Below are 15180 nucleotides of genomic sequence, written 5' to 3' on the forward strand. Positions count from 1 at the left end.
GTTATGCGTACCGCAGTTATCAGTCACCCACATTGTCGTAAACATAAAATGATCGAAGAGCACCCCGAGTGCCCAGAGCGCCTTGATGCGGTATCTGACCGATTATTGGCATCTGGACTGGATATTGCGGTGGCTCAAAAAAGTGCCCCTAAAGCAGAGTTAGAGCATATAGCATTGGTGCATGACAGGGCGTTAATCGATAAAGTGCTGACTTCAATTCCGCAAGAAGGATTGAGAGAGCTCGATGGTGATACTTGGTTATGCCCAGATTCGATGAAGGCTGTTGAGCGGGCGGTTGGAGCCGGTATATTAGCGGTGGATGAAATTCTAGCCGATAGCATTGATGCAGCATTTTGCAATGTCAGACCGCCAGGCCACCATGCTAATCAGTCAACGTCTTCTGGATTTTGCATCTTTAACAATGTTGCCATTGCTGCCGCTTATGCAAAACAGCAGGGAGTGAAACGTATCGCGATTCTAGATATTGACGTACACCATGGTAATGGTACCCAAGATATTTTTAGAGACGATGAAAGTGTACTGTTTTGCTCATTGTTTCAGTATCCGTTTTACCCTAATACCGCCATTGAAAATACTGACACTGTTATTAACTCACCATTGGCGATAGCCAGTGATGGGGTTGATTTGAAGGCGTTATATTCACAGCAATGGGAGCCTACGTTAAGGGCGTTTAACCCAGAACTAATCTTTATTAGTGCAGGCTTTGATGCTCACCTAGAAGATGATATGGGCAGCCTTAAATTCACTGAGGCGGATTATCAATGGCTAACGGAGCAGGTTGCTGAACTTGTTAAGCAAACAGACTGTAAAGGGATTGTCTCTTACCTTGAAGGTGGCTATGCTCTCTCTGCGCTTGGCAGAAGTGCGGTAACACATATAAAAGCCTTGGTTGAAGCTTAAGGCTTATTATTCAGAACTCAGGCTATTATGCTTGCCTGTATATCTCACAGGCAAAACTATACAGATCTTGCAAAGAAGCGAAGCTTAGTTTCGCAATACAGCAATGACCGTCTTGCGCTAATTGCTGCTGCAGCTTTGTTGTTAACTTATCAAGGTTCATATCAATGCGCTGGTTTGACGCCAGATTAAATGCCTCACCACTATTTTGAATATACATTGATCCCCTTTTCTGTTCCTCTGAGAAGTAGAAAAGTGCATCAGACAGTGATGACTCACTTTCTATATACTCAATGCTTTGTTCTGTTATGAGCAATAAAGGGAATGCTTGAATAGTCAAAATTTGTCCTCAATCAAAGTTTGTTTCTTAGCCAATATTATACTGGCAAAGATTGACTCAATGCGAGGAGTGCTTAATGACATCTGAAAGTCGTCAACTAAAGGTCAAAGATATCTTTACCAACCAGCTGCTATCGTGTGATATCAGCACCTCATTATTTAGTGCGGTAACAAAAATGCGAGCGCACAAGGTTAGCTCTATTTTTGTCACGGAAGAAGACAAAATCGTAGGTATCTGGACCGAATCAGATTGCGTTAAGCTCAACTTTTCACAGCAAGGCTTTCAGCAAACCCCTATTGGGGAATTGATGGCTACGCCAGTACAAAGTGTGCAAATTGATAAAAGCCTCAGTGAAGCCACCATCAAATTTCATCAATTAGGCATTCGCCATCTACTGGTAAAAGATGAGCACTTTGAGCCAGTTGGTGTAGTGTCACTGTCAGATATTGTGCGTAATCAAGGGTTAGATCATTACCTACATTTTAGGCCAATAGAAGATCACTACGAAAAGAAGGTGACCATTTTAGATAGCAATGATTGCATCTCTAAAGTCATTGATGTGATGCGAATTAAACAAGTCACAGCGGTGCTCATTAATAATAAGTCTCTTGGTGAATATGGCATTATTACGCAAAGAGACATTGCTTATATGGTGCTTAACCCTGATTGGCGTATGCCGTGCTGGGAATTAGCCAGTTACCCAATGCAGTCAGTGGTTCCTAAAGACAGCTTGTTTGATGCTTACCGATTAATGACAGCTAACTCAATTCGTCATTTAGTGGTTAAAGAGCCAAACACAGAGCAGGTAATTGGCTTGCTGGCATTAAAAAATGTCTTAACCGAAATCGAAACCGCATACTGTAGTGAGCTCGAAAAAGTGCTCGCTCAACGCGACCTTGCGCTGCAAAAGTCAGAGAAGAACCTCTACCTTGCGAATCGTATTATAGATGCGTCTCTAGATGGCATTATGATCACCAGAAGTTCAGGTGAAATCATTCAGATAAATCCTGCTTTTAGTGCCCTGACAGGCTACAAAGATTACGAAGTCTTAGGTAAAACCCCAAACTTATTGAGCTCAGGGATTCACCCTCCAGAATACTACAAGCAAATGTGGGCTGAATTAGATGAAAAAGGGGTGTGGCAGGGCGAGATTTGTAATCGTAAGAAAAGTGGCGACATTTATGTAGAGTGGCTGACTATCATTGAAATCAACGAGCCTTATAGTGATGATGTGCTATACGCCGCTATTTTTAGTGACATTACAGAACGTAAAAATGCTGAAGAAAAAATTGTTCGCCTTGCCTATTTTGACGAATTAACAGGACTACCAAATCGTCGTTTGTTTAACGACCGACTTTCGATGGCGCTTGCATCAGCGCACAGAGATAAACAAAAGCTATCAGTCATGTTTATTGATTTAGACCGCTTCAAAGAGGTCAACGATACCCTTGGTCACAGTGCTGGCGATGAATTACTTGTAAAAGTGAGTGAACGTATTAAAGGGCAGCTCCGAGAAGGCGACACATTAGCAAGGCTCGGTGGTGATGAATTTGTGGTGTTACTGACCGAGGTAAAAGATTTGGCCGATGTGGTGTCGTTTGCCAATAATATTCTTGATTTACTTGGGCAGCCATTTGAAATTAGCGGTATGAGTGTCGGGGCTACTGCATCTATAGGCGCGGCTGTGTATCCCGAAGATGGTCTAGACAGTGAATCTTTACTCAAGCACGCTGATGTTGCTATGTACCGCTCTAAAGAGGTAGGGCGTAACTCTTTTCAGCTCTACAAAGCCTCTATGAATGCGCGCTCGTTAGAGCGTCTGTCTATGTTAAGCCGTTTTCAAAGCGCTTTAGAATGTAATGAGTTTGAGCTTCACTACCAGCCAGTACAATGCTTAAACGAAGAGCAGATCTCGAGCGTTGAGTGTTTACTTAGATGGCAAGATCCAAATTTGGGTATGATCTCACCAGCTCAGTTTATTCCGCTTGCTGAAGAGCTTGGCTTAATCACTAAATTGGACCAGTGGGTGATCAACCGGGCCTGTGAGAAAATGGCACTTTGGCGCCATCAGGGTATTCAACTTCAGCGCATTGCAATCAATGTGTCGGCACAGCATTTACACCAAGGTGAACTGGCTTTAACCGTGGCAAATGCCTTAGAGCGACACCAACTTCCAGGAAGCTGCTTAGAAATAGAATTAACCGAAAGCAGCTTTATCAGTAATTTACATGAAGCAAAGAGTGAGCTGAAAAAGTTAAAAGCGTTAGGGGTATCGATTGCGCTAGATGACTTTGGCACAGGTTACTCAGCCCTAAGCTACTTAACTAAGTTACCTATTGATGTATTAAAAATCGATGCCAGCTTTACCGCGAAAGTCCCTGATGAATATGGCAATAGTGAGATTGTGACTGCCATTGTGGCGATGGCAAAGGCCTTAAAGTTGAAAGTAGTGGCTGAAGGGGTAGAGAAGCAAGTTCAAAAAGAGTTTCTAAAGCAGCTTGATTGCCATTATTTACAAGGTTATTTGTTCTGTCGACCTTTAAGCGAATCACATTTGTTGAGGTTTTACCAAGAGCATATATGTTTAAATTTAGAAGCACCGATGCATTAAATGCATCGGCGTTTTGTATTTGGGTAACTTTACCAGGACTTTGATTAAGAGATTTACTACCTTATAACGCTTCGAAAGCCACTTCGTAAGAAGTGAATTTACGAATGTTTATAACGCCTTTGTCAAAGATTAAATACTGACCTTTAATGCCTTCAAGTACGCCAGACACTTCAGGATCTTTGTCGAAGTTAAACGAGCTGATCTTGGTCGGGTATTCTGTGACAGGGAAATCTAAATCAACGACTTCTTCGTCTAACTGTTCAATGGCGGTGGCACCAAACAACTCTGCCAATTCATCTAATTTAGCTTGAATTTGTGGAATAAGTTCAGCAGCAGCGGCTTTTAAATCAACATCTACACTGACGCCTTTGAGCATATTGCGCCAATTGGTTTTATCGGCAATGAACTCGGCTAAAGCGACTTCTACGAGACCTGACTGTAAGCGTGTTTGCACTTTAAAAATTGGCAGGGCTTGCGTCGCACCTTGGTCAATCCAGCGCGTAGGAATTTGTGTGTGGCGAGTAATACCGACTTTTAACCCAGATGTATTTGCAAGGTAAACATAGTGCGGGATCATGCAATTCGCTTCACCCCATTCAGGCTCGCGACAGGTACCTTGATCAAAATGACAGGTTTCAGGCTTCATAATACACATGTCACAGCTTGCCAGCTTTTTCATACACACAAAGCAATGACCTTGTGAGTAACTTTTTTTGGTTTTTTTACCACAGCTACAACAGAAAATATTACCCGTGAAAGTTAGCTTAATTGCTTTACCAAAATATTGGTTTAGATTAACCAATTCATCGCCTAGTGGAAGATGATATTGAATAGGTTGAGTGTGATCTGCTTTTAGTTTACGCAGTGTACCTTGCATCTTTACGCCCCTAAAGATGTGAAAATTTAAGTGCGCAGTCTAGCAAAGCTGGTGGCTAGTTAAAAGAAAGGCCCTCGAAAGGGCCTTTAATCATCTAAATAGATGTGAGATTACTGTTCGCGAGCGATGGCGCGATAAGCGATATCAGTACGGAACTCAACGCCGTCCCAGTTGATTTCGTTTACCAGTGCATACGCGCGTTTTTGCGCTTCAGTTACAGTGTGACCAAGTGCAGTTGCACAAAGTACACGACCACCTGCTGTTACAACGTTTTCGCCGTCTTGTTTAGTACCTGCATGGAATACTTTCTCGCCTTCAGCATAATCAACACGAAGACCAGAGATAGCATCACCTTTTGGATAGCTACCCGGGTAGCCTTTCGCTGCAAGCACTACGCCCACCGCTGCACGTGAATCGAACTTAATTTCAGTTTGATCTAGCTCTTCACGGTTTGCCGCTTGAATTAACTCTACTAAGTCAGACTGTAAACGTAGCATGATAGGTTGAGTTTCAGGGTCACCAAAACGACAGTTATACTCGATTACCTTAGGAGTACCGTCAGCTGTGATCATCAGGCCTGCGTAAAGGAAACCAGTGTAAGGAGCGCCTTCACTTGCCATACCTTCAACTGTTGGATTGATCACTTCGTTCATGATGCGATCATGAATGTCAGAGGTTACAACTGGCGCAGGAGAGTAGGCACCCATACCACCTGTATTAGGACCTTGGTCGCCGTTGTATGCACGTTTGTGGTCTTGGCTTGTAGCGAATGGTAGCACGTTTTTACCATCAACCATGACGATGAAAGAGGCTTCTTCACCTTCAAGGAACTCTTCGATAACTACACGGCTACCCGCTTCACCGAATGCATTTCCAGCAAGCATATCGCGAATGGCTTCTTCCGCTTCTGCTTCTGTCATTGCAACGATTACACCTTTACCTGCTGCAAGGCCATCAGCCTTAACTACAATCGGTGCACCTTTTTCTTTTAGATAAGCAAGTGCAGGTTCGATTTGTTCAAACGTTTGATATTCCGCAGTTGGAATGTCATGGCGCGCTAAGAAGTCTTTTGTGAATGACTTAGAGCCTTCTAGTTGTGCTGCTGCCGCTGTTGGGCCGAAGATAGCTAGACCTTCTTCACGGAAGCGGTCAACCACACCAATAACTAACGGTGCTTCAGGACCAACAATAGTTAGCTCGACATTGTTGTCTTTTGCAAATGCAACGAGTGCATCTAGGTCTTCAACACCAATCGCCACGTTTTCTAATTTAGGCTCTAGTGCCGTACCTGCATTACCAGGTGCAACAAAAACGGTTCTTACAGAAGGGTTTTGAGCGGCTTTAAACGCAAGTGCGTGTTCACGGCCGCCACTGCCAATGACTAGTACATTCATGGCGTATTTATCCTATTATAACTTTTTGAATTTTAGGGTCATGCGATCGCTTTCCCCAATTGCCTTATATTGCTCAGCTTTTTCTTCACCTAAAGCTAAACGTGGTGGCAATGTCCAAACACCTTTCGGGTGATTAGCGCTATCAAGTGGGTTAGCGTTAATTTCGCTTGCTTCTACCAATTCAAAACCTGCTTTTTTAGCAACTTCTATAACATAGCTTTGCTTCATATACCCTGATGACTTTTGGTCTTCGTCGGCACGGTGTTCAGGTAAACGGTGTTCAACAACACCTAAGATACCACCCGTTTTAAGCGCTTTATTAAATGCTTTAAATGCACTTAAAGTGCTGTCTTCGCCACCGCGCATGTACCAGTTGTGTACATTACGGAAGGTTAAAACCATGTCAGCAGAGCCCGCAGGAGCAATGTCTGAGTGAGTGACAGGGGCAAACTCGGTAATTTTTACTTCGCTAAAGCGTGCATCTTCAGCAACTTTTTGTTTAAAACCAGCCAGTGAGCGCTGGTAATAACCTACTTTTGAATCAGCAGGGAAGTGCGCTGCATAGAAAGTACCCTGGCCCTTAACAGCAGGTGCTAAGATCTCCGAGTACCAACCACCACCTGGCGCAATTTCAACCACTGTCATATTTGGCTTAAGGCCAAAAAATTCAAGGGTTTGTGCTGGGCGACGGTATTGGTCACGGGCACGATTCTTATCAGAGCGAGCATTATCAGCCACAGCAGAGGTTAACTCAGCAGAGCTAGATGATGCTGATGAACCTGTTGCAGAACAACCAGCAATGGCAGTAACAATGCTAGCAGCGAGAAGTGTTTTTAAACCGAATTTCATTTTTTATGTCCTTCACTTTGAGTGTGTTTTAAGCAGACTACTTGAAATTGGGAGAAAGAAAAAGCGCGAAACGATGAATGTTTCGCGCCTCTCGATTAGTGACGGAAGTGGCGCATGCCAGTAAATACCATCGCCATGCCAGCTTCATCAGCTGCCGCGATAACTTCTTCGTCACGCATTGAACCACCTGGTTGAATAACCGCAGTGATGCCCGCTTCAGCAGCGGCATCAATACCATCACGGAATGGGAAGAATGCGTCAGAAGCCATAACAGAACCTTTAACTTCTAAGTTCTCATCAGCCGCTTTAATACCAGCAATCTTCGCAGAGTAAACGCGGCTCATTTGACCCGCGCCTACACCAATTGTCATACCGTCTTTTGCGTATACAATTGCGTTAGATTTTACGAATTTCGCGACTTTCCAGCAGAACATTAGATCTTTTAGTTCTTGCTCTGTAGGTTGACGCTTAGAAACTACTTTAAGGTCGCCCATTTCAACCATGCCTTGGTCACGGTCTTGTACTAAGATACCGCCGTTAACACGTTTGATGTCAGCTTGCGTCGTTTTGCTTGACCATTCGCCACACTCAAGAAGACGAACGTTCTTCTTAGCAGCAACGATTTGCGTCGCTTCAGCAGAGATGCTTGGTGCGATGATCACTTCAACGAATTGACGTGACACAATCGCTTCTGCCGTGTTTGCATCTAGTTCACGGTTGAATGCGATGATGCCACCGAATGCAGACGTAGGGTCTGTTTTGAAAGCACGGTCATATGCCGCAAGAATGTCTTCGTCTACCGCTACGCCACATGGGTTTGCGTGTTTAACGATAACACAAGCTGGCTTGTCGAACTCTTTTACACACTCAAGCGCTGCGTCAGTATCAGCGATGTTGTTGTAAGAAAGTGCTTTACCTTGTAGTTGCTTTGCAGTTGCAACAGATGCTTCTTCAAGGTTATTTTCAACATAGAAAGCAGCATCTTGGTGAGAGTTTTCACCGTAACGCATATCTTGCTTCTTAGTGAACTGCATGTTGATAGTACGAGGGAATTTAGTCTCAACAGCGGCTTCTTCAGTGTAATCAGGGACCATTTTACCGAAGTAGTTGGCAATCATACCGTCGTATTGTGCTGTGTGCTCGTATGCTGCAATTGCAAGGTCAAAACGTGTTTGGTACGTCGTAGAACCTTCGTTTGCTTGCATGTCTGCAATAACGCGATCGTAATCTGATGCGTTTACAACGATAGTCACGTCTTTGTGGTTTTTCGCTGCAGCACGAACCATAGTTGGACCACCGATGTCGATGTTTTCAATCGCATCTTCTAAAGTACAATCTTCTTTTGCAACAGTTTGTGCAAATGGGTAAAGGTTAACAACAACCATATCGATAGCTGAAATGTTGTTTTCTTCCATCACGCCTTCGTCTTGGCCGCGACGACCTAAGATCCCGCCATGTACTTTCGGGTGAAGGGTTTTTACTCGACCATCCATAATTTCTGGATGACCTGTGTAGTCAGATACTTCCGTGGCAGCAATGCCGTTCTCTGTTAGTAGTTTAAACGTACCGCCAGTTGAAAGTACTTCTACGCCTTGTGCACTTAGTGCGCGGGCAAATTCAACAATACCGGTTTTATCTGACACGCTTAGTAGCGCGCGACGAATTGGACGATGTATATCCATGATGGTTTGGGTTTCCTCAATGATTACTTAAGGGCTAGCTTAGAAGTGCGCTATTTTAGCCTAAAATGAATGAGAAAACGATTAAAAAGGCAGAGAAGAGGGTGAGAAAAACTGAATTTATACTGTTGGTATTTTGCACAAAGAGTGTATGTTTGAAATTTAAGAGTTAGTACATTGAAACGCTAAATTGTTAAAATTTAGGCAATAAAAAAGCACCCTATGGCGCTTTTTTATATTAAGCATTAAGCAGAAACTGAAATTAGTTCATGCCGTACTTTTTAAGCTTCTTACGAAGAGTACCGCGGTTGATACCTAGTAAGATCGCAGCACGAGTTTGATTACCACGAGTATAAGTCATTACTTCTTCTAAAAGTGGTGCTTCAAGCTCAGAAAGAACAAGATCGTAAACGTCTTGTACGTCTTGACCGTTAAGCTGTTTTAAATAGTGGTGTACAGCTTTTTTTACTGCATCGCGCAAAGGTTGCGGTTTCTCTTGTGACTGAACGTGAGCGTTAGTAATAAATGGAGAAGTCACATTTTGTTCGAACATCTTTATGTCTCTTTCTTAGTTAGCTGCTAGTGTTTTAAAGTATTGCTCTAATGCCTCGATTTGCTCATTTGGCGTTTCAAGGGCATTAAATACTCGCCTAAATTGACCTTCTTGGTCATGGGCCTGCAAATACCAAGATACATGTTTGCGTGCGATGCGCGCCCCCATCGGCTCCCCATAGAATTGATGAAGGTTTACTAAGTGCTCCATCAATATACTTTGCACTTCAGATAATTCTGGTGCAAGCATATGCTCTCCGGTTCGCAAATAATGATCTATCTCTCGGAAAATCCAAGGACGACCTTGGGCGGCTCGACCAATCATAATGGCATCTGCGCCCGTATATTCCAGTACCTGTTTCGCTTTCTCTGGAGAGGTAATGTCTCCATTGGCAACCACAGGAATTGATATTGAACGTTTAATATCCCGAATCGTGGCATATTCAGCTTCTCCTTTGTACATGCAAGCACGCGTGCGACCATGCACAGCCAAAGAAGCAATTCCATTACGTTCAGCTATCTTTGCAATCTCAACACCATTGCGGTTATCGGTATCCCAGCCAGTACGGATCTTTAATGTCACCGGTACATCAACAGCTGCGACAACTGCTTGAACAATTTCTTCAACCAGTTGTGGATACTGCAATAATGCAGAGCCTGCTAATTTCTTATTCACTTTCTTCGCGGGGCAGCCCATATTGATATCTATGATCTGCGCACCGTTATCTACATTGAACTGGGCTGCCTGTGCCATCAACTCAGGATCGGCACCTGCAATTTGTACAGAGCGAATACCAGACTCACCAGAATGATCCATACGGTTCATCGATTTATCTGTTTTCCATACTTTTGGATTTGAAGACATCATTTCTGACACCGCAAGACCGGCACCCATTCGACGACATAATTGTCTGAATGGTCTATCAGTGATCCCAGCCATCGGGGCTACAATCAAGTTGTTTTCAAGTTGGTATGGACCTATACGCACTGCTATCCAAATTTGCCTCGTTTCAAGGGGCGCTAAGTTTACGGTTTTTTTTGAAAAAATCAAAGGCTAATAATTGAACATTATTGCTTTTTTTTTGAACTTTATATCTTGACTTTTGATAACAGTTTGAAGGGGCTTTCTTATTGGGGGATTTTTGAGCAAAAACAGCGTGTGTGAAGAAAATTAATTTAGGTCATGAAAGTGAAAAATTCGTAAAGCCTGTTAAACACAGGCTTTAGCTGTTACAAGTTACTAACTCTACAGACAGAGCATTTTGTTTAACTTGCTTTCATTTGACCACTTACGCGCGTCCATTCCCCTTCTTGCGCAATGGCTTCAAGGTCAATAAATGGTGCATAAACATCAGCAACAGATTGTGCTTGCTCTTCTAAAATACCTGACATGGCAATCGCACCTGTTGGCTTTAAGAAGCCAAGAATGATTTCATGTAATTCACGAAGTGGCTGAGCAAGAATATTTGCTACTACAATATCAGCATGAAACTCAGGTTGGTTTTCAGGCAGATATACTTCAAGTTGGTCGGCCACGCCGTTACGCTCTGCATTATCTTTAGACGCAATTAATGCTTGCGGGTCAATATCAATACCAATAACTCGCTCAGCACCAAGTTTGATTGCAGCAATGCCAAGAATACCCGAGCCACAACCAAAATCGACAACTGTTTTACCCGTCAAATTTTGGCTTTCTAGCCATTTTAAACAAAGGGCGGTTGTTGCATGTGTACCAGTACCAAATGCAAGGCCAGGATCTAGCAATACGTTTACGGCATCTGGTTCTGGAATATCACGCCAGCTAGGACAGATCCAAAGTCGCTCACCAAACTTGATTGGGTGGAAGTTATCCATCCATTCGCGTTCCCAGTCTTTGTCTTCGAGCTGTTCTATTTTGTAAGTGAGCGTATCAGCAACATTGGCCTTTAGATAAGCGACAACCACGTCCATATCGTGTGCAGCATCGAACAGACCAATCACCATGGTTTCTGGCCATAAGATGACTTCGCCCGGCTTTGGTTCATATACCGGAGTGTTACTGCCGTCCATAAAAGTGACTGATGGACAGCCTACGTCTAAAAGTAAATCACTGATTTGGTCAGCGCTTTCTTTGTTAGCGTGAATGCGAATTTGGATCCAAGCCATGGGTATTCCTAAATAATGAGTTAATAAAAAGGCCGCTTATAGCGGCCTTCAAAATAAGTTTTTTATTCTTAGCCTTTAACGTCTAAGAAGCTCTTTAATAAGTCAGAGCGTGAAGGGTGGCGAAGCTTGCGAAGCGCTTTAGCTTCAATCTGACGAATACGCTCACGTGTTACGTCAAACTGTTTACCTACCTCTTCTAATGTGTGGTCAGTATTCATATCGATACCGAAACGCATACGAAGTACTTTTGCTTCACGAGCTGTTAAGCCTGCTAACACTTCGTTTGTTGCGCCACGAAGACTTTCCATCGTTGCTGAATCAATCGGAGACTCAATTGTCGTGTCTTCGATGAAATCACCTAAGTGTGAATCTTCATCATCACCAATTGGTGTTTCCATTGAGATTGGTTCTTTTGCAATCTTTAATACTTTACGGATCTTGTCTTCAGGCATCATCATGCGTTCTGCCAACTCTTCAGGGCTTGGCTCACGACCCATTTCTTGTAGCATCTGACGTGAAATACGATTTAGTTTATTAATCGTTTCAATCATATGTACAGGGATACGGATTGTTCGTGCTTGGTCAGCGATAGAACGTGTAATTGCCTGACGGATCCACCAAGTCGCATAAGTTGAGAACTTATAACCACGGCGGTATTCGAACTTATCAACTGCTTTCATTAGACCAATGTTACCTTCTTGGATAAGGTCCAAGAATTGTAGGCCACGGTTGGTGTATTTTTTCGCAATTGAAATTACAAGACGTAAGTTCGCTTCAACCATTTCTTTTTTCGCACGGCGAGCTTTAGCTTCACCAATACTCATACGGCGGTTGATGTCTTTGATACGCTCAATTGTTAAACCTGTACTCTCTTCAATAGCTTTAAGCTTGTTGATACAGCGCTCTACTTCAGGTTTAACGTTTTGTAATTTTACTGAGTACTTTTCGTTAGCAGCAATTTCTGCGTCAACCCAAGCCATGTCAGTTTCGTTGTTAGCAAAGTGCTTAACAAAAGTCTTCTTCGGTACCTTAGCGATTTGTACCACTTGCTTCATGACAATACGTTCTTGAACACGTACTTTGTCCATCATTTCACGCATGTTATTAACCATGCGGTCGAATTGCTTAGGTACTAGTTTAAAAGTACGGAAGTGGTCACCAATTTCAGTGATTGCAACTTGTGCATCAGGGTGAGCACGACCTTTTGTTTCAAAGATAACGCGTGCAGCACTATAAAGTTCGCGAAGCTTTTCGAAGTTTTCGCGTGCTTCTTCAGGATCTGGACCTGTATCTGCTTCTTCTTCGTCTTCATCGTCTGAGTCATCGTCTTCATCATCAAGCTCTTCTTCGCTTAATTCTGAACCGATGTGTGTAGCCGAGATTTGAGTCTCTTCAGCATCTGGGTCAAAGAAACCAGAAATAATATCGCTCAGACGAATTTCTTCAGCTTCAAATTTATCCCATTGCTCAAGCAGGTAAGTGATTGCTTCAGGGTACTCAGCAACTGAGATTTGTACTTGGTTGATGCCTTCTTCAATACGCTTAGCGATTTCGATTTCGCCTTCACGTGTAAGTAGTTCAACAGTACCCATTTCACGCATGTACATGCGTACCGGGTCGGTAGTACGACCGATTTCTTTTTCCACAGTTGCAAGTGCGGCAGCGGCTGCTTCAGCAGCATCTTCGTCTGTCGTAGTTTCTTGCATCATTAGTTCATCGGCATCTGGTGCATTTTCAGCAACCTTGATACCCATGTCATTGATCATACTAATGATGTCTTCTACTTGATCTGAATCTATGATGTCCTGTGGAAGGTGATCGTTAACTTCTGCAAACGTTAAGTAACCTTGTTCTTTACCTTTCTGAATCAGAAGTTTGAGTTGTGACTGAGGAGATTGATCCATAGAGAATTATGCTTCCACTCTGATAAGTTGATACAACAGGCGCTAGCACTACAGCATTTAAGCTAGACGCACGTGAATAGAACATTATAACAGCAATGATTAATGTTCGCTAGTCATTCTAACGTTTAAGTGCCTGAGTTAATAACGCAAGCTCGAGTTTTTCATCTCTACTTAAACCGTCGGTTTTGTCTTTTATTAATAAGGTCTCGTGTCGGTAATTTAAACACTGGTTTTCAATAAACTGAAAAGAATCTTTAAAATAATCTTCCAACTTTTCATCGGCTACACCATGTTGCCAAACAGCCAGTTTTTTTAAGGCGTCAAACTCAGGTGTATCTCGGTATTGCTCGAGCAGCTGTGCCGTCGTTATGTCATTATTTTGCAAACACAAGTGTTGTATGTTGAGCAGCAGTTGAATGCCGGGAATGGCCATTTCGGCAAGCTCAGGCATATACTCAACACTACTAGCAAGCTTAGGGTGCTGTAGCAATAAACCAATAGCACCACGCATAGGGGTCACTTTGAACTTTCTTTCTATTGAAAGTTGCTCATTTGGGTTATCGACTTTTTTAGCGAGCTGCTCTTTGGTTCGGCCGATCAGCTTTGCCAATGTTTCTAGCAGGTTTTCTTGATAGAACTCGCTGGGCACTTTAGAAATAAGCGGTAATGCATCGCTCATTAACTTGGCTTTACCTGAATCGGACGTGACATCGCAATTTTCTAGTAATTTGCGAAACAGTACTTTGGAAAAATCTTCAGCTTGATCAAGGCGAGATTCAAATGCGTCTTTGCCTTCTTTTTGCACCAGTGAATCTGGATCTTCACCATCGGGCAAAAATACAAAGCGCAAAGACTTGCCGTCTTTCAAATTGCTCAAAGCGTTCTCTAGTGCCCGCCAAGCAGCATCGCGACCGGCTCTATCACCGTCATAACAACAAATGACTAAATCGGTTGTTCTGAATAGGGTCTGCATATGCTCAGGTGTTGTGGCTGTGCCTAGTGCTGCTACTGCGTAACTTATGCCTTGTTCGGCTAATGCCACAACGTCCATATAGCCTTCAACAATGAGCATTTTTTCAAGCTTACTATTTGCTTGCTTTGCTTCGTATAAGCCATACAACTCAAGACTTTTGTGGAAAATACGTGTTTCAGGCGAGTTCAAATACTTAGGGCCTTGATCATCGCCCATAACTCGTCCACCAAAAGCAACGACACGGCCACGCTTATCACGAATAGGGAACATCAACCTATTGCGGAAAAAATCGAATTGTTTGCCAGGTGTTTTTTCTGATGCGAGTTTTAACTCGAGTAGTTGTTGCTTTTGTGCAGGATTGCGAGCAAGTTGATCACCTAATGCATTCCATTCGTCCGGGGCATAACCAATGAGATATTTTTGAACCGTCTCACCAGATAAACCCCGACCTTTGACATAGTCGATGACTTGCGTGGCATTTTTATGATGTTTCAACTGGTGTTGAAAGAATTTTGCAGTTTGCAACATTAAGTCATAATCAGACTTTTTCTCTTGCATGCTGCGTTCAGGTTTACCTGAACCTTGCTCACGTGGTACTTCGAGGTTTAAAAGTGCAGCGAGTTCTTCAATGGCATCAACAAACTCAAGTTTGTCGTAGTCCATCATAAATGAAATGGCGTTACCGTTAGCGCCACAACCAAAGCAGTGGTAAAACTGTTTATCTCTAGAGACAGTAAATGAGGGCGTTTTCTCGTTATGAAAAGGGCAGCATGCTTGGTAATCTTTGCCTGCTTTTTTTAGGCCAATCCGATTATCAATCAGGTCAACAATATCGGTTCTATCGAGCAGTTCGTCGATAAATTGTCTGGGAATTTTTCCTGCCATAAATACTCTAGAGCTTATACGAAGAAACCGAGCGCATGGCTCGGTTTACTTAA

At 43.0% G+C, this 15180-nt stretch carries 12 protein-coding genes; 2 read left to right on the forward strand and 10 right to left on the reverse strand.

Annotated elements, in window-relative coordinates:
- Window positions 1-3 precede the first annotated feature (3 nt).
- Window positions 4-921 (forward strand): histone deacetylase family protein, encoded by a 918-nt coding sequence (locus tag AC1HJP_RS16150; protein WP_480362679.1) that lies wholly within the window; start codon window positions 4-6, stop codon window positions 919-921.
- A 25-nt stretch (window positions 922-946) separates the two neighbouring features.
- Here AC1HJP_RS16150 and AC1HJP_RS16155 read toward each other — a convergent pair whose 3' ends face one another.
- Window positions 947-1258, reverse strand: coding sequence for a hypothetical protein (locus AC1HJP_RS16155; protein ID WP_480362680.1), 312 nt, complete (start codon window positions 1256-1258; stop codon window positions 947-949).
- A gap of 76 nt (window positions 1259-1334) precedes the next feature.
- Between AC1HJP_RS16155 and AC1HJP_RS16160 the strand changes: the two genes are divergently transcribed.
- Window positions 1335-3869: an EAL domain-containing protein gene (locus AC1HJP_RS16160; protein WP_480362681.1), complete on the forward strand. Its 2535-nt coding sequence runs from the start codon at window positions 1335-1337 to the stop codon at window positions 3867-3869.
- Between the two features lie 61 nt (window positions 3870-3930).
- Here AC1HJP_RS16160 and AC1HJP_RS16165 read toward each other — a convergent pair whose 3' ends face one another.
- From AC1HJP_RS16165 to dnaG, 9 genes are all read right to left on the reverse strand, one after another.
- A complete protein-coding gene (locus AC1HJP_RS16165; protein ID WP_058030958.1) occupies window positions 3931-4746 on the reverse strand; it encodes a DUF2797 domain-containing protein in 816 nt (271 codons plus the stop codon).
- A 110-nt stretch (window positions 4747-4856) separates the two neighbouring features.
- On the reverse strand, window positions 4857-6140 hold the full coding sequence (gene purD, locus AC1HJP_RS16170) for a phosphoribosylamine--glycine ligase (protein ID WP_480362682.1): 1284 nt from the start codon (window positions 6138-6140) through the stop codon (window positions 4857-4859).
- A 15-nt stretch (window positions 6141-6155) separates the two neighbouring features.
- Entirely contained in the window at window positions 6156-6989 is an 834-nt protein-coding gene (locus AC1HJP_RS16175; RefSeq protein WP_480362683.1) for a class I SAM-dependent methyltransferase, read from the reverse strand.
- A gap of 95 nt (window positions 6990-7084) precedes the next feature.
- On the reverse strand, window positions 7085-8671 hold the full coding sequence (gene purH / locus AC1HJP_RS16180; RefSeq protein ID WP_480362684.1) for a bifunctional phosphoribosylaminoimidazolecarboxamide formyltransferase/IMP cyclohydrolase: 1587 nt from the start codon (window positions 8669-8671) through the stop codon (window positions 7085-7087).
- A gap of 259 nt (window positions 8672-8930) precedes the next feature.
- The gene (fis, locus tag AC1HJP_RS16185; RefSeq protein ID WP_005491017.1) at window positions 8931-9221 is read right to left on the reverse strand and encodes a DNA-binding transcriptional regulator Fis; all 291 of its coding nucleotides are present in this window, start codon (window positions 9219-9221) and stop codon (window positions 8931-8933) included.
- Between the two features lie 15 nt (window positions 9222-9236).
- On the reverse strand, window positions 9237-10208 hold the full coding sequence (gene dusB, locus AC1HJP_RS16190) for a tRNA dihydrouridine synthase DusB (RefSeq protein WP_480362685.1): 972 nt from the start codon (window positions 10206-10208) through the stop codon (window positions 9237-9239).
- Between the two features lie 278 nt (window positions 10209-10486).
- Window positions 10487-11365: a 50S ribosomal protein L11 methyltransferase gene (gene prmA, locus AC1HJP_RS16195; RefSeq protein ID WP_480362686.1), complete on the reverse strand. Its 879-nt coding sequence runs from the start codon at window positions 11363-11365 to the stop codon at window positions 10487-10489.
- Window positions 11366-11433: 68 nt separating this feature from the next.
- Window positions 11434-13269, reverse strand: coding sequence for an RNA polymerase sigma factor RpoD (gene rpoD, locus AC1HJP_RS16200; protein WP_480362687.1), 1836 nt, complete (start codon window positions 13267-13269; stop codon window positions 11434-11436).
- Between the two features lie 118 nt (window positions 13270-13387).
- Window positions 13388-15127 (reverse strand): DNA primase, encoded by a 1740-nt coding sequence (gene dnaG / locus AC1HJP_RS16205; protein ID WP_480362688.1) that lies wholly within the window; start codon window positions 15125-15127, stop codon window positions 13388-13390.
- Window positions 15128-15180: the final 53 nt, after the last annotated feature.

The organism is Pseudoalteromonas sp. NFXS53 (assembly GCF_056629255.1).

Excerpts from the sequence above, each read along its gene's own strand:
- AC1HJP_RS16150 (WP_480362679.1), top strand. The coding sequence starts at position 4 with ATGCGTACCGCAGTTATCAGTCACCCACATTGTCGTAAACATAAAATG.
- AC1HJP_RS16160 (WP_480362681.1), top strand. The coding sequence starts at position 1,335 with ATGACATCTGAAAGTCGTCAACTAAAGGTCAAAGATATCTTTACCAAC.
- AC1HJP_RS16165 (WP_058030958.1), bottom strand. The coding sequence starts at position 4,746 with ATGCAAGGTACACTGCGTAAACTAAAAGCAGATCACACTCAACCTATT.
- purD (WP_480362682.1), bottom strand. The coding sequence starts at position 6,140 with ATGAATGTACTAGTCATTGGCAGTGGCGGCCGTGAACACGCACTTGCG.
- AC1HJP_RS16175 (WP_480362683.1), bottom strand. The coding sequence starts at position 6,989 with ATGAAATTCGGTTTAAAAACACTTCTCGCTGCTAGCATTGTTACTGCC.
- purH (WP_480362684.1), bottom strand. The coding sequence starts at position 8,671 with ATGGATATACATCGTCCAATTCGTCGCGCGCTACTAAGCGTGTCAGAT.
- fis (WP_005491017.1), bottom strand. The coding sequence starts at position 9,221 with ATGTTCGAACAAAATGTGACTTCTCCATTTATTACTAACGCTCACGTT.
- prmA (WP_480362686.1), bottom strand. The coding sequence starts at position 11,365 with ATGGCTTGGATCCAAATTCGCATTCACGCTAACAAAGAAAGCGCTGAC.
- rpoD (WP_480362687.1), bottom strand. The coding sequence starts at position 13,269 with ATGGATCAATCTCCTCAGTCACAACTCAAACTTCTGATTCAGAAAGGT.
- dnaG (WP_480362688.1), bottom strand. The coding sequence starts at position 15,127 with ATGGCAGGAAAAATTCCCAGACAATTTATCGACGAACTGCTCGATAGA.